The sequence below is a fragment of the Ruminobacter amylophilus genome (assembly GCF_900115655.1).
In the GTDB taxonomy this organism is placed as follows: Bacteria; Pseudomonadota; Gammaproteobacteria; order Enterobacterales; family Succinivibrionaceae; genus Ruminobacter; species Ruminobacter amylophilus.
On sequence record NZ_FOXF01000020.1, the window covers coordinates 24,217 to 42,482 of the forward strand.

An 18,266-nucleotide genomic window follows, 5' to 3' on the forward strand; every position below is an offset into this window, starting at 1 on the left:
TGTTCAGTACTTGACCGGTTCATTATTAAGCGATTAAAGTTTAAATTATAGACAAATCAGAGATTTCCATGATTTAAACCTTAATTATGATGATTGTTCTGGTTTCGTATTACCGTAATCTGAATTTCTTCCAAATCGCTGTCTGGGGGACGTAACCAATGAAAAACAAATTACTGTTCTGCGGCATCGGATTATTATCCTCATGCCTGACTTCATCCGCTTATGCCGACGAACCTCTCAGTCGGGATGAGTTAACCATCTGGGTAAGCGAGCATAAAGGATACACCGGCATGGTTAAGGTGGCTGCCAAGTTTGAACATGATACCGGATACAGGATTAACGTAGAACATTTTGACTCACTTCCGGCAAAGTTTCAGGAAAGAGCCTCATGCGGCGGCGGACCGGACATTCTGGTATGGGCGCATGACCGCTACGGTGAATGGGCAAAACTCGGACTTCTTGAAGAAATCAAGCCTACTAAAGAAGAACTTGAAAAATTTTATGACATCTCCTGGGATGCCATGAAAATCAACGGCAAATATTACGGATATCCTTTTGCGGTTGAAGCCGTGTCACTAATCTGCAACAGGGATCTGGTTCCGAATCCTCCTAAAACCTTTGAGGAATTCATGACTCTTGACGCTGAAATGCAGGAAAAAGGCAAACATGCTTTTCTGTGGGATTACAACAACGTCTACTATTCCTACCCTATACTTTCCGCAAACGGCGGGTATTCATATAAGAGAAACGAAGACGGCTCATACGACATACAGAATATCGGTGTCAGCAATGAGGGAACTCAGAAAGGCCTTAACTACATTGTAAAGATGGTTCAGGGCGGACATCTTCCGATCCAGACCGAATATAAATCCATGGAAGCTGAATTCATTGCCGGCAAAGTCGGCTGTATCATCAACGGCCCGTGGGGATGGAAAAACTACAAGAACATGAACTACAGCGTCAACACATTCCCTACCCTTGAAGGAAAACAGGGGAAACCGTTTGTAGGCGTGCTTGGACTGGTGATAAACAAATCATCATCCCACAAGGAAGCCGCCAGAAAGTTTCTGACCGAATATCTGCTCACCGACTACGGTTACGAGGAAGTAAACAACGCTTCACAACTTGGTTCAGTGGCTCTCAAATCCTTTGAAACCAAACTTGAAAGTGATCCTCGCATCATGACCACCATGAAGAACGCCCAGTCAGGAGTTATCATGCCTAACGTTCCGGAAATGAACATCTTCTGGAGTTCAGTAAGAGAAGCCATCAAACGCGCGACAAGCGGCAGACAGACGGCTGACAAGGCTCTGAAGACTGCGGAAAGCCGTATCAGAAAAGTGAAGTAGCATTCCGTGTCGAACTGCCGGGAGATAAATACGGTTTTACGCCTGCATCAGTAAAATTAAGCACCGCATGAATATGCATGCAGTGCCTAATTTTTAAAACTTCGTATGAACGCCGGATGAAAAACAATGATTACCGCAGAATATAAATAAGTGAGAATATGTTTGACCAAGAATTAATAGATAATGAGCCCGTAGCGTGAAATCAAAAAAAACAGTTCAGATTACACTTCTGTTCCGGAACAGGATTTTGTCTCAGTTTTCCACAGAAAATTACTGATTTCTTCGAAAAAACAACAGTGTAATACCAATTACCTGATAACCATTGTGACAAAGGACGCCCATGAAAATCTCAAAAAAACAGAAGATATATTATATCGTCATTTTATGCATTCTTATCATCCTGCCCGTAACATATGCGGTTATTTATCCCTTCTCAGACCGAAGTATACTGTATATTGCCCAGATTCCATGTATTGTAATCTATATTTGTGGCCCGTGGCTTTTAGATAAAGATGACAGGGACATCATATCTGAAGCCAACCGTAAAGTAGAGGCTCTCAAGACTGTCTTACAAAAAAATAACTATTTCACCAGAAAAATCTGGGAACAAAAATACAGCGAATACCAGAAAAAACATCCGCTTGAAAAACACCAGCTCAGAGCCGCATCGATAATGTCCGATCTGTCATGGCAATACATGAAAAAGATCATCCGGAAGAGCTTTCTGGTTCCTGTCCTGACAATACCTGCCGGATTCGTTCTGTGGCTGGGATATATCGCAGATTACGTAAATCCTGTACGCAGTGCCAAGGAGGAAACATACGGAATTCTTCTGACAATTGCAGCCGAAAATCTTTTATTTGTCATGCTCATTTATCTCTTTTCCCGCCTTGTTTTCAACAGATGGATTCAAGACCTCCCTGACGCCCATATAATCAAAAACTCATATGCCGACGGTTATGCTTTTACCAATTCGTACTTCAGTCTCGTTATCGGCTCAACCTACATACACGGATTTGACGGAGAAGATTTCTTCAGCGTTCCTAAAAAGGATATAAAAAAGGTTAAATGCCGGATTCAACGCATAAATGAAAATGATAAGATTCATTTTTCACAACGGACATTTATGAATCTGACTAAAGCAGTGCAAATTCTGACCTTTTTTTCCAAATCCAGCGTGCATCACCACCGCAGCTACCGCAAATCGTACCGGGACACCTATGTATTCAGCATCAAATTGCTGACTGATGTCAGGAGCATACATGTTGCCCTTGATCAGTTTCAGATAAAAATGGTTATGGACCATTTTTTCCCGGATGTTTCAGACTGTCTGAACGTCGAATACGGCTACAAGGAAATGTTTTACGGTATATTACCTCCTTCAGGAGGTTCATCCGGCCCGGTTCTCAGCGAAGACAAATACTGATTTTCTGCTTAATGAATCCTGAGAGACGACATCATGCGGTATGCTGCGGAATATTGGTTCAGTTTTTGATCCCAAAGGTTTTGTTTTTGCGACGATGATGCAGAAGAAAGCACGCAGAACTTTTGAAATACGGTATCAGATATCAGGCAGTTATTGCCGGGGCTTATCAGGTTTCTGAGGATTTAACATCTGATTCTGCAGGATGCACAAATCAAAAATTCTTGTAAATATGCAGGTGTGCGGATACATCAGACTGAACGGAACATGAACACGCTCCGTAAAAAACCGGAATTACGTCCAGTGCTTCAGGAACACGGCCGTGCATTCTTAAGAAATTAATGCACAGCGCGCAGAATTACTGCTTATCTGATTCTTCTGAAGAACATTCCCCGGCATTTTTTTTGCCGGAACCGATGTGTTCATCCTTAACGTCAGCAACCAGCTTCTCAAGAGCAGTTTTCTGCTGATCGGTAAGCTGACTGTATACCCAGCCGAAAACCCCTATCATGAATACGGTATTCAGAATGCCGTTCCCGTAGGTCTTATAGTTAACCCACAGATTTTCGGCTTCATCACTGTTGATATTCATGATTTCCGGAAGTCTGAATGCGATAACGTAGTTTAAACATGCGCAGAGCAGAAAATACACGGCTGTTGCCACTGCGGCCTTTTTGAGCACGCTCTCGGGAATTGGAGTCTTACACCCGGTCAGAGCTTCAATGATATCCTTTTTGAAAACAAACTGACACAGCAGAATGGCAACGGCGATGACACTGTTTACCACCGAAACCTTCCACTTAATGAAATCAGGATCCTTTACGAGAATTGTCGGTATGGCAAAGATGAAAAGCACCAGAATAACCACAATCTGAATTCTGGTAATCTTACCCTGTAAAAACCAGCTTCCTCCAAGCGTTATGACTGAGGAGATAACCACGGCAATTGTAGCGTAGATAAGGTTATGATCAGAAAACTTGTAAGTCAGAAAAAAACAGATTGCAGGAAGGATATTTAAAAGTAATTTCATTTTTTGACAGTCCTTGCGTAAAGCTGACCCATTCTACCACATTTATACAGTATTTATAAACAAATATTAAAAATATTCACGCTTGTATCTGACAGGCTGATGTTTTATATATCGGTAATATATTCTATATAAATCTTGCTGCTGTTTTTATAATTATTAAGGATAAAACGACATGAAACAGCGTTAAATGCATGTCTCAGCAAACGTATCCTTTATGCCGCACTTTTTTTCCGAATCAGGAAGATGCGTATTCCCCGATACACCGGGGAATTCTCTGCGCCTGACGTCACCTCCCGCGCGTATAACCGGGAGACACCGTATCCCGCATCATCCGCTAAGACGCAACCTTTAAATATGCAAAAAATCATTTTATATGCAGCCGGCATTTAACTATAATAAGAACAAATAAATTCAGTAAAGTTCAATTGCCAACCATAAGGATAAGACATCATGTGGTACTTAATTTACGCGGAAGACATTCCAAACTCAAACGAAGTAAGAAGTAAGGCTCGTCCTGCTCATATCGCAAGACTCAAGGAACTGATTGCAGAAGATCGTCTGCTACTTGCAGGTCCAAACCCTAACATTGATTCAGAAGAACCTGGTGAAGCAGGTTTTTCAGGCTCAGCAATCATTGCAAAGTTCAATTCTCTTGAAGAGGCAAAAGCCTGGGCCGAAGACGATCCTTACTGGCATCAGGGCGTTTACCAGAAAGGTACCGGCATTGTTAAGCCGTTTAAGATTACCGCCAAGATGAACGGAGCATCATTCTAATGAAAATTACCAGGGCTGTTATTCCAGTGGCAGGACTGGGCACCAGAATGCTGCCTGCAACCAAAGCAATTCCGAAGGAAATGCTGCCGGTTGTGGACAAGCCTCTGATTCAGTATGTGGTGAATGAAGCCGCATCCGCAGGAATCAAAGACATAATCCTGGTAACTCATTCATCAAAGAATGCCATAGAAAATCATTTTGACCACAGTTTCGAACTGGAAGCCACTCTTGAAAAGCGTGTTAAGCGCCAGCTTCTTGATGAAATCCAGTCAATATGTCCGCGCGACGTAACCATCATGCACGTACGTCAGGGTGAAGCAAAGGGACTGGCTCACGCCATCAGGTGTGCGGCCGCGCTCGTCAACAACGAGCCTTTTGCCGTTATTCTCCCGGACGTGCTTATTGATGAATACGCCTCCGACCTCAGAAAAGACAATCTCAGGGAAATGATTGAACGTTTTGAGGAAACCGGCGTAAGTCAGATCATGGTTGAACCGGTATCTCCTGACGAGGTGTCATCCTACGGTGTAGTCAATATTCCTGAAGAATGCAAAAACCGCGACATCGCCCAGGGCGAAACTCTCCCGATTACCGGCTTTATTGAAAAACCAAAGAAGGAAGAGGCACCGAGCAATCTGGCCATCGTGGGCCGTTACGTTCTGTCTTCTGACATCTGGGATCTTTTCAAGGAAACCCCGGTGGGAGCCGGCGGAGAAATCCAGCTTACCGATACCTTAAGACTGCTTCTTAAGGAAAAATCAATTGAGGCATACGTCCTCAAGGGCAGAAGTCTGGACTGCGGTTCAAAGATCGGATATATCAAGGCGTTCGTGGAATATGCCATGAACAACGAAAAGCTCGGAGCTGAATTCAGGGAATACCTGAAAAACGAAGTTATGCCCAAGGTAACCGAAAACAGATAACCGTTTTTCGGTTCATAAAATAACAGAGGGGAACACCTCCCCTCTCTCATATCCGTGCATGCGAATCCGCATGCGACGTTCAGAACATTACCGATAAAAGACCTTTGCCGTATTTCCCGCCCTTTTCTCCTTCTTAAATGATGGAAATCTCAGGCAGTCGCACGGCGGCGGTTTTATTTTTCCGGAAGCCGGACGCTGTTCAGTTCATTCTGATATGCGATACCGCACTCTTTTGAAAAGAAGTCGATGGTCAGTGCAGTGAGAGCGATTAGAATCAGAAAAAGCGCCGGCTTTCAGGCTTCAGCCGTTATTTCTGGGAAACAAACAGCTTTTGAGCCTCGCTTCCGCCGAATACTCCGGTATCCTTGTTATGCAGAGCCTTGCCCTTGTCAAGAACAGGATAGAACTTGGCAAATTCATCCTTATGACTCAGGTAGTAGTCATATACCCCGTGCCAGTCATCGAGATTCTTCACCTCAAGAGTTCTGAGCTTGTAGGTTTCGTTGACATTGTTCATTTTGGCCAGCGCCAGAAGATCACTGCCTACGCATTCCCTGTTGAAATCCACGCATCTTAAAACAAAAGTGGTGGTAAGCAGAACACCTTCCCTGTCGGCACTGATGTCTTTACCTTCCTGAAGATAGGCAAGAACAGGTCTCAGAGTGTATTTCGGAGCGGCACTCTTATAAACATGGTGACCGGAAAACAGGCCTACGGCCTCTCTGCCTGCAGCTTCAGCTGTCAGTGATTCCTCCACTTCAAACCCCGTGGTGTAGCTGTACTCGGTATCGTCAATGCTGATGGTTTCGGCACCTGCAGCGGAAACACCGGTCATAAGCACACTGCCTAGCAGCAGTTTGGTAAAAACATTCATTATCAGACTCCAAATCTAATCAACAATGCCGGCAAATTTTTCAAAGAAGTCAGGGAAGGTCTTGGCACAGCACTTCGGATCGTTGATGATCACATCTGTTGCGAATGAAACCAGAGCGAAGCACATGGCCATACGATGGTCATTATATGTGTCTATGGCAACATTCCTGTTGATTTTACCCGGTGTGATTTCCAGATAATCCTCTCCTTCCACGCATTCAATTCCCAGCTTTCTGAGCTCATTGGCCATGGCTCTGAGACGGTCGGTCTCCTTCACGCGCCAGTTGGCAACATTGCGGATAACCGTTTTGCCGCTGGCAAAAAGAGCCAGAGGAACGGCAGTCATGGCGGCGTCAGGAATACTGTTCATATCCATGTCCACTCCATGCAGCGGAGCTCTTTCGCACTCTATGAAATCATCCCCCATGACAACCTTGGCCCCCATGGCACAGAGAACCTTCACGAATTTCACGTCACCCTGTACGGAATGCAGCCCCACGCCGGTAACCCTTACCTTGCCTGCAATGGCGCCTGCAGCCAGGAAGTATGAAGCGGCTGATGCATCACCTTCAACCAGAAAGGTATCCGGACTTACATAGCTCTGACCGTTTTTAATGAAGAATTCCTTATAGTCCCTGTTCTCAACGGTTACGCCGAATGATTTCATCATTCCGATTGTAATATCAATATAAGGCTTTGATACCAGCTCACCCTTTATTTTAAGAAGTACGTCACCGTCCATCAGAGGAGCAGCCATCAGGAAGGCGGAAATGAACTGACTGGATACGGAACCGTCGATTTCGGCAACGCCGCCCGTAAGCTTCTTTCCGCGGATTTTAAGAGGAGGGTATCCTTCCTTCTTCAGATAGGTGACATCCGCACCCAGCTGACGTACCGCATCAATCAGATGAGCAATCGGACGCTCTTCCATGCGCGGTTCCCCGGTAAGCACGTATTCTCCTGATGAATTGCACAGCACCGCGGTAATAGGTCTCATGGCAGTACCGGCATTTCCCAAAAACAGTTCCAGAGGTTTGGATGAACTGAAGGCTTCGCCGAGACCGTATACGGTGCATTCGGTTCTGTCTTCACTGAGTTCATACTCAACACCGAGCAGAGCAAGGGCGTTAAGCATGTGCCTCGTATCATCGCTGTCAAGAAGATTGGTGATTCTGGTCTTGCCTCTGGCAAGTGATGACAGCAGCAGGGCTCTGTTTGATAAACTCTTTGAGCCCGGAAGATTAACCATACCGCAGGCTCTGTCTTTTTTATTTAACTTTATTGATTCCATTTCTGTAACTTTTAATTTTTGTTTTTTGGGAAAAAATCTGCTTAAAAACATTTTTACTTATTATTCATATCCAGAAAACAGCCTTCCGACCATGCCTTTCCGTTGTGCCGCGTAACTCCGGCATTACACCATCAGTCTGATTTTATCAGAAAACCGCTGATGTCTCTCCGTAAGTTCAGGAATTTCTTCCGCAGATATGACCTGCCGCATCCTCCTGAACTTCCCGGTATAATCATGCCGGGCAGGATTCAGCCGTTTTCCGCCGGTACTTTCATGATACCGGTATGGCGGTTAATTAGAGACGGATGAAAGATTGGCTCCTTCCTCGGCAATGGCCTGAATTTCATCAGGCTTCTGCGCGTTTTCACCGTTTTCCTTATTCTGCTGTTCCTCTATGTTTTTCTGGCGGCGGATTTCCATGCGTGCCTCGATGGATTTCATCAGTTCGTCAGGAACATCAAAATCACAGGTATATTCATCAACGGCAGTGGTGTTGGTGTAGTGATATTCTCTGGATCTCACGATAAAGTCCTGACGTCTTTCACGACGCTCCTCGGTATTGAAATACCACTGACGCAGTTTGGTCAGCAGAATGGTGTAGTGGTCAAAATTAAGACCGTCGCCGTAAATCTGAATACCGCAGTTTATGGCCTGATCCATATGATCCCTTGCCAGCAGTACTTCAGGTCTGCTTTCGAGATTAAGTGTAAGGATTTCCTGAAAGGACTTTGCATTCTGCAGAAGAACCTTGTATTCGTATTCGTTAACCTCAGACGCCATTTCCTTCTGCATGCGTTCTTCGATTTCATCACGTATTCTGCTGCCGTCACTGTCGATGCCTTCAATGGTAACGTCGTATTCGGAAATCTTCTCCTTGTTCTTTTTACAGCCTGTGACATTAACACAGCACAGAGCCACACACAGTACAATAAGCCATGACTTAAACTTCATTATCGGAATATCCTTCTCTTCTTTTCTGTTTGTTATTGTTTGTCCTTCGGTAATCCTCATTCAGGTCGCATCCGCGAACCGGTTACCAGCTGTCATCGGGATCATACCGGGGAATGTCCTCTTCCTTTCCTCTGGATATCAGCACCAGATCCTCAATGTATTCCTCCAGATAGAGCACGTTGCCGTTGGACAGAGTCAGCATGATGCCTCTCTCCAGATAGGCATAATCACTTTTGGGAAACTCGTCGGTGTAATCGTCGTTGTCAATGACGCATCCCACGACTCCCAGCTGTTTTCCCTTAAGACAGACCAGATCGCCTGTTTTTATAATACGATTATCCGAATATCTCAATACTCTCTTCCCGTAGTCAGTGCGGATTCACCTGATCTGAAGGCTTCATATCACCTTTCCGCCGCATCCTTGATTCCCCAGTCTGTCAGATTTTATACAATCTGTTCGCTTTAGTCTATTTTACCGGTGATTTTTTACCGTTCTTTCTGCCGTTATTTTTTCCGAAACCGCCGTTTCCCTGTGAATGGCGGTCCGGCTGTCCGGATCCTTTTCCGTGTTTTACGCCGCTTCCGCCCTGTGATGAGCCGAAACGTCTGCCGTCCCTGCCGAAGGAGTTTCCTGCAGGCTTTCCCCTGCCGTCAGGTTTTCCGGAACCGGATCTTCCGCGCACCTTTCCCCTGCCTTCCGTCAGCGGGTCATAAGGAGGCACCAGGGCCCCGGAGCCTCTGCCGATAAACTGAGGCATGTTCAGCTCAATGAGAGCCTCACGCACGGTTTCGTAATTATCGGGATCATGGTAACGCAGAATCGCCTTCTGTCTTCTTCTTGCCACGTCACCTTTGGCCACAAAAACGTCCGGTTCGGTTTCCCGCGTAATCGGTCTGTACGGATTGAATCCGGTGTAATACATTGCCGAAGCTCCGGACATCGGCGTCGGATAGAAATTCTGCACCTGATCCACCTGAAAATCATTTCTCTTGAGCCATACGGCAAGATTTATCATTGAAGCCACGGTTGAGCCGGGATGAGACGACATGAAGTACGGTATTATGTACTGTTTCTTTCCCGCCTCACTGCTGTAGCGGTCAAACAGCTTCTTGAAATCATAGTAAATCTTTTCATCAGGCTTGAGCATGAGCTCCAGTACCTCCGGAGCCATGTGCTCGGGAGCAATCTTCAGATGTCCGCCAACATGATATGTCACCAGCTCCCTGATGTAGTTTTCATCAAAGAGAGCCAGATCGATTCTGACCCCGGAAGCGATAAGAATCTTTTTGATGAAAGGCAGCGCCCTGGCATCACGATAAAGCTGTATCAGTCTGCCGTGATCCTTGTTGAGAAATCTGCACGGTGTCGGATAGAGACATGACGGCTTGCGGCAGAGACTGCGCATTCTGGCATTGGTACATCCCAGACCGTACATGTTGGCGGACGGCCCGCCCAGATCCGAAATCACTCCGGTAAATCCCGGAGTCTTTTCACTGATTTCCTTAAGCTCTTTCAGGATTGATTTTTCCGAACGGCTCTGAATTCTCTTGCCTTCATGAGCCACTATCGAACAGAAACTGCACCCGCCGAAGCAGCCTCTCATTATGGAGACGGAATTCTTAATCATCTCAAAGGCCGGAATTTCCTGACCTTTGTATGCCGGATGCGGTACTCTCCTGAAAGGCAGAGCATAGACATAATCAAGCTCGGCAGAGCTTAACGGAAATGTCGGAGGATTGACCCACACGTAGCGTTCACCGTGCTTCTGCACCAGGGCTCTGGCGCATTCAGGATTGCACTCCCTGATGAATATCCTGCGTACATGGGCGTACAGTCTTCTGTCCTGTTTTACGTCCTGAACCGAAGGCAGCAGGATGTATTCCCTGTCATGCAGCTTCTTTTCAAGAGAAATCTTTCTGTCGGATGCACCTGTCACCTGAGATGAATTCTGCGGGACATCTTCCGCCGTAAACGGAATTGCCTCCCCGCCTGCAGACGGATTTTCTTTTCCGCCGTCGTCGGTATGACACATCACGCAGTACGGATTCGGTTCAGGTTCAATGAATCCCGGAGTATCCACGGTGGTGGAATCAATCCCCACCCACTCCGGCAGAGCCTTTTTAACCATTACCGCGGTGCCGCGGACATCCCTTATCTCCCTGACTGATTCTCCGGCGGCAAGACGCATGGCAATCTCAGCCAGAGGGCGTTCCCCGTTACCGAACACCAGAATGTCGGCCTTTGAATCCGGCAGAACAGAATTCTTGACGGTATCAGACCAGTAGTCGTAGTGAGCCAGACGGCGGAGCGAAGCCTCGATGCCTCCGATAATGACCGGAATATCCTTATATGCCTCCCTAACCCTCTGGGTATAGACAGTCACTGCCCTGTCCGGTCTTCTGCCGGCGACATTTCCGGGAGTATAGGCATCGTCACTGCGGATTTTTCTGTCGGCGGTGTAGTGATTTATCATGGAATCCATGTTGCCGGCATTAACCCCGAAAAAGAGATTCGGACGGCCGAGAGTCATGAAAGCGTCCTTGGAGTGCCAGTCAGGCTGGGAAATAACCCCCACCCTGAAACCGAATGACTCAAGATACCTGCCGACGATGGAGGTGCAGAAGCTCGGATGATCTATATAGGCGTCACCGGTGACGATAATGATGTCACAGCTGTCCCATCCGAGTTTATCCATCTCCTTTCTGCTCATCGGCAGAAACGGAGCCGGAACATGATTTTTACGGTATTTAGGATAGGTGCGGATGTCTTTACAGTGATATTTTTCAAAGTCTTTAAAATCATTATCCGTAATGTATTCTTCATCCTTTGCGGCTGTCATGCGCACCTCTTCAAGTGAATTGAAACAATCAGATTGGTACCGTCTTTAACTACTTCATGCTGATAAAGGACAGAAATTCCGGCAGACTGTTGTGATGCATGGTCATGTATACGAGCAGAGCCATGTATGCGATGTATGTTGTCACCCAGAATGCACCTATTCTTCTGCCGAGTCTGGCTTCCTTTGTTCTGAGTCTCATGGAGAACAGCAGGAGACTCATGGTAAGAAACAGACAGAAACCGCCGTCTCTTACGAGCTCAATCCTGTCCACGTCATACGGAAGAATCACGCCGGCAAGGCCAAGTACCGCGGTATTGTTGAATATGTTCGAACCGATGATGTTGCCTACGGCGAGTTCATTGTTACCCTTTCTGGCAGCAATGACTGAAGCCGTGAGTTCAGGAAGAGAGGTTCCGACTGCCACCACGGTAAGACCGATGATAACCTCGCTTATCTCAAGAACCTTGGCGATTTCCACGGCCCCGAAAACAATCACCTTCGAGCTTACCACCATCAGTACAAGACCGAAGAAAGTGTACAGAGATGATTTTAACGGTCCGAGATTTCTTGCCTCCTCGGAACATTCCTCAATCTGCACGTCGGCCTCTTCGCTGTCCTGTGCGAGTTTTCCGGCCCTGGCAAGCTTTCTGGCTCTGAATCCCTCGTAAACGGTATACATCACGAACAGTGAAATGAATACCAGAAGACCGGCGGATTCAGCCTTGGAAATATATCCGTCCATGGCAAAAATCAGCGGACCCGCAGCTGAAAGAAGCAGCAGAGGATATTCCTTTCTGAAAAGACTGCGCTGAACCCAGAGCGGTGCTATCAGAGCGGTAACACCTAGTATCAGCGAAATGTTGCAGATGTTGGATCCCCAGGAGTTACCGAGAGCAAGCTTGGAGCTTCCTTCAAGAGCGGAAAAAATGGATACCATTATTTCGGGAGCGGATGTACCGAAACCTACTATAAGTACACCAATCAGTATTTCCGGAACCCCCAGACACAGGGCAAGACCTGATGCCCCGTCAACAAACTTCTGAGCACTGTATATGAGAATAACGAAACCCAGTATCACGCATAACAGGGCTATTGTAATGGACATGAAAAAACTCCCGAACGTTGTAAGAGACGCGGCAGGAGCCGCGTTCTCCTGTATACCCCCCGCTGAATACGGACTTTACGTGCACTGCACATGTGCAGAATTTCTCATATCCGCCGGGGCTTAATGTATAAGTGCCGTAATTATACAATATTTACCGCCATCTTTTTAAACTAAAAAAAGATGCACGGGCTCAACGGATGTTTCAGTTCCCGGCAAACCGTGACAGACAGCCGCGGAGCCCCGGTATTTACGTCAAAATGCTTGATTTTACGGACTGAAATTGTATATGATTCTGTTTCGGAATCTGCGGAAACAACAGGATGAAACAGGCCTGAAACAGCCGGGATCCGATATGCGGGACAATGATTAAAACAGTCGCGCACGTAAACATTTTAGAATGCGGCATTCTTCGACATTCTTATAAATGGAACCTTATTTCGACATTTTTAGAATGGAATCAATAAAAAAAATGGCCAGTAACAGCAAACAGAATATAAAATCAGCGGTAATTGCCGTAAACAAAAGAGCCAGCCATGACTACTTTCTTGAACAGCATTTTGAGGCCGGCATCAGCCTTCAGGGCTGGGAAGTAAAAGCCCTCAGAGCCGGCAGAGCCAGTATCGTGGACGGATACGTAACCATCAAGAGGGGTGAAATATTCCTTATCGGTGCCAACATCACTCCGCTGGATCAGGCTTGCACCCACGTAATCTGCGATCCGACCAGAACCAGAAAACTGCTTCTGAACCGTCGTGAAATCGACAAGCTCATCGGGGCCGTGGAAAGAGCCGGATACACCATCGTTCCGCTTAAGCTCTACTGGAAAAAATCCCTGGTTAAGCTTGAAATATCCCTTGCCCGAGGCAAGCAGAGTCACGACAAGCGCGATTCAATCAAGGAACGCGAATGGAAGCGTGACCAGGCCAGAGTAATGAAGAAGGCTGCCCGTTAACAGAGTAACGCGAATAATTATTGAATAGCAAAATTATTCTTGAATTCTCCATAAAAGATGATATATTTAGAATCAGTAGGACGCTTTAAGCGCGTATCTGACACAGAATAAAGGGGATGATTAGGATTCGACTGGAAGAGTGAAGTCAAGACAGCATGTAGAGGCGTGGGTGGCCTCTTAAAAAACCCACAAAAAGATAATCGCAAACGATGAATCTTACGCTTTAGCTGCTTAATAACCAGCGACAAGCAAAAACCGTAGTCAGAGCCTAAAAAACTACTGGACTACCCGGAGCCTGGGTTTGACAATAGGTTCAGAATCTCCGGATCCCAATATTGTATCGGGTGAATCCTTGACTGAAGGAGTAGCCTTAAATCTATTCAGTCTGGTAAATCTGCAGCGTGTCGGTCCGCGTCCGGTTTACGAGATTAAAAGATTCGACTAAACATGTAGACGTTGAGATCTAGCCTTTTGGGACGCGGGTTCAAATCCCGCCATCTCCACCAATAGAGACAGCAGCCTTTCAGGCTGCTGTTTTTGTTTTAACGGAATACATCAGTCGTGAATTCTGTATGCCTTCAGAAGCTTTTCGCCATATGACATGTCGTCAGGATTATGACTGCCTCTGCCGGTATCCAGACTTCTGACTGCCTGCAGATCATTTTCATCAAGAGAAAAATCAAAGATATCATAATTCTCTCTGATATGCTGAACGGATACTGACTTCGGCACGGGGATGATTCCCTCCTCGACATGCCATCTGAGAATTATCTGACTTACGGTCTTGCCGTATTTTTCCGCAATTCCCTTAAGCACCTCATTTTGCATAAGTGCGGAACTGCCGTGTCCTAACGGATACCAGGCCTGCATTCTGATATCATGAGGTTTCAGATATTTTCTGAGTTCCTTCTGCTGAAACAGCGGATTGCATTCCATCTGATTAACTGCAGGCAGGATGTTCATCCACGGCATCAGTTTTTCCAGAAAACCTACGGTATGATTGCTTACGCCGATTGACTTTATCAGTCCTTCGTCTACAGCCTCCTCCAGTGCCTTCCAGGCTCCGGCAGTATCAAAGTACGGCTGATGCAGAAGATAGAGATCGATGTAATCGAGACCGAGATTTCTGAGAGAGTTTTCTATTCCTTTTTTTGCCGCATCATACCCGTAATCCTGAAGCCACAGCTTGGAGGTTATGTATATTTCCTCACGGGGCAGTCCGCTGGCTCTTACCGCCCTGCCGACACCGGCTTCGTTCATATAGGCAGCCGCCGTGTCAATGAAACGGTATCCGGTTTCAAGAGCACAGCCGACGGCCTTTTCACATGTACCGTCATCAGGTATCAGAAACACTCCGAAACCAATCGCCGGAATCATCGTTCCATTGTTAAGCCTTACTTTATGCATAGATTCTCCTGAAATCAGAAACCGATGGAACTGAGCCATTCATTTACCTTTTCTCTGGCAAAATCACGATCCTTCTGAGCCGTATGCCCGTATATGGCAAAGCCGCGGAGCATCCTGGCCCTGGTGACATCCCTTACTTTCTCATCCGTACCGCCAAAACCGCTGCCTTCATGGGTGCAGAAAGGAACAACATTCTTGCCGGTGAAATCATGGCTTTCCAGAAAAGTGTATACCGGCATAGGCATTTCCGCCCACCAGTTCGGATAGCCGATAAACACGGTGTCGTATTCCGCAAAATTATCCACGGTACCGGTAATGGCTGGTCTTGCCTTCTGCCTCTTTTCCTTCTGTGCGAATTTTATAAGCTCGCTGTATCCTGCCGGATACACGTCGTCGGCAAACTTGATTTCAAACAGAGAGCCTCCGGTTTTATCGGCAATCATTCCGGCGACAATCGCGGTATTGCCCTCAGTGATGTTACCTACGGAATACTGCTCCCCCGTACGTGAAAAATAAACAATTCCGAGAAGAACCATAAATTTAATCATTTTTCACAGCAGAACATATATATGCCATGACCAGTACATTCCGGGAAATGATAATTTCCATCAAGAAGAAAAAACGGGGCTCCGGATCCGCTGAGATCCGAAGCCCCGCACATAGCCTTAAATCAGGTGATGATTACATCTTGCTGATGATTTCGTCAGCAAATTCTGAACACTTGATTTCGGTAGCGCCTTCCATTAAACGTGCAAAGTCGTAAGTTACGCGCTTGCCCTTGATGGCGCCTTCCATACCTCTGATAACCAGGTCTGCTGCTTCATTCCAGCCCATGTGACGGAGCATCATTTCAGCAGAAAGAATGATTGAACCAGGATTTACCTTGTCGAGACCGGTGTACTTAGGAGCAGTACCGTGGGTAGCTTCGAACATTGCGCAGGTGCTGCCGATGTTTGCACCAGGAGCGATACCGATACCGCCTACCTGAGCGGCAAGAGCATCAGACATGTAGTCACCGTTGAGGTTAAGGGTGGCAATTACGTCGTATTCAGCAGGACGGAGGAGAATCTGCTGTAAGAATGCGTCAGCGATACAGTCCTTGATTACGATGTCTTCGCCGGTCTTTGGATTCTTAATCTTCATCCATGGACCTTCGCCGATGAGTTCACCGTTGTACTGTTCCCTGGCAACATCATAGCCCCACTGCTTGAATGCGCCTTCGGTAAACTTCATGATGTTACCCTTGTGAACAAGAGTTACAGACTTGCGGTTGTTGGCAATAGCGTATTCAATGGCTGCCTTAACCAGTCTCTGAGTACCTTCCTTTGAAACAGGCTTAACACCGATACCGCAGTCCTTGTCGAAACGAATCTTGGTAACGCCCATTTCAGTCTTGAGGAAGTTGATAACCTTGTCAGCTTCCGGAGTACCGGCCTTCCATTCAACACCGGCATAGATATCTTCACTGTTTTCACGGAAAATAACCATATCAACGAGTTCAGGCTGCTTAACCGGGCTTGGAACGCCTTCAAAGTAACGTACAGGACGTAAGCAGATGTAGAGGTCGAGCTGCTGACGTAAAGCAACGTTTAATGAACGGATACCGCCGCCGATTGGAGTGGTTAAAGGTCCCTTGATGGAAACAACGTATTCCTTCAGAAGGTCAAGGGTTTCATCAGGAAGCCATACGTCCTGACCGTAAACCTTAGTAGCCTTTTCACCTGCGTAGATTTCCATCCAGGAAATCTTCTTTGAACCGTTGTATGCCTTTTCAACAGCAGCATCTACAACCTTGATCATTGCAGGAGTGATATCACTGCCGATACCGTCACCTTCAATGAATGGAATAATAGGATTGTTAGGAACGTTTAATCCGTTACCCTGGACAGTAATCTTGGCACCTGCAGGTACAACAACCTTAGAAGTCATATAAGAATCCCCATGATTAACATAAAAAGACAGTTCCAATATATGAAAAAGCCGTATTTACAACAGCATTAACAGCTGACAACATTCAAATACCGGTTCTGACGAAAATTAAAACAAAAAAGTACCGCCGATAATTATAAAGATGCTTATTTTATTTATCAAACATTCTTTACCTGTTTTTAGTGCATATAATAAAAAATTACCTGAAAGAACCGGCAGAACACTCATCAGAGAAAAGACTCTGAAAACCGCACCTGTAAAACCCCACAGTCATCTGACAGTCCCGGGCATGAAGAACAAGGCCTTTTCTTCTGCGCCCACGTCCGCAGCGGATTCGACAGCTGTTCGGAATTTCCGGACAGCGGCCGGCTGATGAATCATGAGCCTGATGTAACCTCCGACGGTACGGCTCGTAGCCATAAAAATTCCCAATCTGTGAATAACCTGCTGTCCGGGCACAAAACACCTTGAGAACATGTGAATAAAAAAACGGAAACTGAACCACCCTCAGTTTCCGTTTTCAGGACAGATCAGACACAGCCAGAAAATGACAGAAAACCCGCCGTGTCATCAGACTTGTCTGTTAATCGATGACCGTTAACAGATCGTCAACGCTTCTTCTCCTCGGCGCACGAGGTTCAGAATCAGTATATCCCATGGCGACAAGTGCGGAAATTCCGAAAACATTCAGATCAATACCTAAAATTTCGGCAACCGCCTTTTCATCATAAATGCCGAGAATCACGGAACCGATACTCTTTTCATGAGCTGCAAGACACAGGGTCTGAGTCGCAATGCCGGCATCAAATGACTCCCAGTGGGCTCCCTTTGAGGTTGTCGGAGTTCCGTCATCATTGTATCCGCATACGCCCTTCTGAGTTACAACCACCATCAGCACGTTGCAGTCAGTCACGCGATGCATGTTTGGCGTGAATCCCATTACTCCGTACTGAGCGATTCTGTTTTTAAGTTCCGGATTCTTTACCGCGACATATGACACCGTCTGGGAATTCTTCCAGGATGGTGCAAAAGAAGAAGTTTCAATAACCTCTCTGAGAGTCTGGGATGAGATGTCCTGTTCTGTGTATTCACGGACACTGCGGCGTCCTCTGATGCATTCTACTGCGTTCATTGCTGATTATCCTTAAATAGAACTTTCCCAATTAATAATACTATATAAGATGTGCAAATATTGAGCACATCTTGTTTCAATATCTCATTATTTACTCCATATACCAATCAACAACATAACTTCCTCAGTTTTCATGTAGATATAAAGCCTGTTTTCTCCCTAAAAAAATTAAAAAATATCGACAAAATTGTGAAATTTTTCTTGAATATAGTCTAATTATAACTTATAATTAGACTATATATTTACGGAGTTTGATATGCCAATACCTAGAGATATTCTTGATGTAG

16 protein-coding genes and 1 other RNA gene are annotated in these 18,266 nt (G+C 46.0%); 6 read left to right on the forward strand and 11 right to left on the reverse strand.

The features are described from left to right. Positions 1–158 precede the first annotated feature (158 nt). The gene (malE, locus tag BMY80_RS06380) at positions 159–1,349 is read left to right on the forward strand and encodes a maltose/maltodextrin ABC transporter substrate-binding protein MalE (protein ID WP_093142050.1); all 1,191 of its coding nucleotides are present in this window, start codon (positions 159–161) and stop codon (positions 1,347–1,349) included. A gap of 340 nt (positions 1,350–1,689) precedes the next feature. After that, positions 1,690–2,775 carry a hypothetical protein gene (locus BMY80_RS06385; RefSeq protein ID WP_093142052.1) on the forward strand — a complete coding sequence of 362 codons (1,086 nt, stop codon included), beginning with the start codon at positions 1,690–1,692 and terminating at the stop codon, positions 2,773–2,775. Positions 2,776–3,130: 355 nt separating this feature from the next. Here the strand turns inward: BMY80_RS06385 and BMY80_RS06390 are convergent, their stop codons facing one another. Then, on the reverse strand, positions 3,131–3,802 hold the full coding sequence (locus tag BMY80_RS06390) for an inner membrane-spanning protein YciB (protein WP_031579239.1): 672 nt from the start codon (positions 3,800–3,802) through the stop codon (positions 3,131–3,133). A 450-nt stretch (positions 3,803–4,252) separates the two neighbouring features. Here BMY80_RS06390 and BMY80_RS06395 point away from each other — a divergent pair, with 450 nt between their 5' ends. Next, a complete protein-coding gene (locus tag BMY80_RS06395; protein WP_093142055.1) occupies positions 4,253–4,576 on the forward strand; it encodes a YciI family protein in 324 nt (107 codons plus the stop codon). After that, positions 4,576–5,499 carry a UTP--glucose-1-phosphate uridylyltransferase GalU gene (gene galU / locus BMY80_RS06400; RefSeq protein WP_093142058.1) on the forward strand — a complete coding sequence of 308 codons (924 nt, stop codon included), beginning with the start codon at positions 4,576–4,578 and terminating at the stop codon, positions 5,497–5,499. The genes BMY80_RS06395 and galU overlap by 1 nt, the downstream gene beginning before the upstream one ends. Before the next feature lie 307 nt (positions 5,500–5,806). Here galU and BMY80_RS06405 read toward each other — a convergent pair whose 3' ends face one another. From BMY80_RS06405 to BMY80_RS06430, 6 genes are all read right to left on the reverse strand, one after another. Continuing rightward, on the reverse strand, positions 5,807–6,373 hold the full coding sequence (locus BMY80_RS06405) for a phosphatidylserine/phosphatidylglycerophosphate/cardiolipin synthase family protein (RefSeq protein ID WP_093142060.1): 567 nt from the start codon (positions 6,371–6,373) through the stop codon (positions 5,807–5,809). Between the two features lie 15 nt (positions 6,374–6,388). Then, on the reverse strand, positions 6,389–7,663 hold the full coding sequence (gene aroA / locus BMY80_RS06410) for a 3-phosphoshikimate 1-carboxyvinyltransferase (protein WP_093142078.1): 1,275 nt from the start codon (positions 7,661–7,663) through the stop codon (positions 6,389–6,391). A gap of 291 nt (positions 7,664–7,954) precedes the next feature. After that, entirely contained in the window at positions 7,955–8,614 is a 660-nt protein-coding gene (locus tag BMY80_RS06415; RefSeq protein WP_143066472.1) for a hypothetical protein, read from the reverse strand. Positions 8,615–8,696: 82 nt separating this feature from the next. Beyond that, complete coding sequence (locus BMY80_RS06420) at positions 8,697–8,966, reverse strand: hypothetical protein (RefSeq protein ID WP_031579246.1); 270 nt, start codon at positions 8,964–8,966, stop codon at positions 8,697–8,699. Between the two features lie 115 nt (positions 8,967–9,081). Further along, positions 9,082–11,454, reverse strand: a complete 2,373-nt coding sequence (locus BMY80_RS06425) for a YgiQ family radical SAM protein (RefSeq protein ID WP_093142063.1) — start codon at positions 11,452–11,454, stop codon at positions 9,082–9,084. A 49-nt stretch (positions 11,455–11,503) separates the two neighbouring features. After that, positions 11,504–12,559 carry a calcium/sodium antiporter gene (locus BMY80_RS06430; RefSeq protein WP_218140328.1) on the reverse strand — a complete coding sequence of 352 codons (1,056 nt, stop codon included), beginning with the start codon at positions 12,557–12,559 and terminating at the stop codon, positions 11,504–11,506. Between the two features lie 469 nt (positions 12,560–13,028). Between BMY80_RS06430 and smpB the strand changes: the two genes are divergently transcribed. Next, positions 13,029–13,511 carry an SsrA-binding protein SmpB gene (gene smpB / locus BMY80_RS06435; protein ID WP_031579249.1) on the forward strand — a complete coding sequence of 161 codons (483 nt, stop codon included), beginning with the start codon at positions 13,029–13,031 and terminating at the stop codon, positions 13,509–13,511. 112 nt (positions 13,512–13,623) lie between these two features. Further along, positions 13,624–14,017, forward strand: a transfer-messenger RNA (tmRNA) gene (ssrA, locus tag BMY80_RS06440). A gap of 49 nt (positions 14,018–14,066) precedes the next feature. Here ssrA and BMY80_RS06445 read toward each other — a convergent pair. The 4 genes from BMY80_RS06445 to BMY80_RS06465 form a co-directional block, all read right to left on the reverse strand. After that, positions 14,067–14,918, reverse strand: a complete 852-nt coding sequence (locus BMY80_RS06445; protein ID WP_093142065.1) for an aldo/keto reductase — start codon at positions 14,916–14,918, stop codon at positions 14,067–14,069. A 14-nt stretch (positions 14,919–14,932) separates the two neighbouring features. Next, positions 14,933–15,466: a flavodoxin gene (locus tag BMY80_RS06450; RefSeq protein WP_093142068.1), complete on the reverse strand. Its 534-nt coding sequence runs from the start codon at positions 15,464–15,466 to the stop codon at positions 14,933–14,935. A gap of 133 nt (positions 15,467–15,599) precedes the next feature. Continuing rightward, on the reverse strand, positions 15,600–16,847 hold the full coding sequence (gene icd, locus BMY80_RS06455; protein WP_093142070.1) for an NADP-dependent isocitrate dehydrogenase: 1,248 nt from the start codon (positions 16,845–16,847) through the stop codon (positions 15,600–15,602). A 583-nt stretch (positions 16,848–17,430) separates the two neighbouring features. Further along, entirely contained in the window at positions 17,431–17,979 is a 549-nt protein-coding gene (locus BMY80_RS06465) for a nitroreductase family protein (protein ID WP_093142075.1), read from the reverse strand. Between the last annotated feature and the right edge of the window lie 287 nt (positions 17,980–18,266).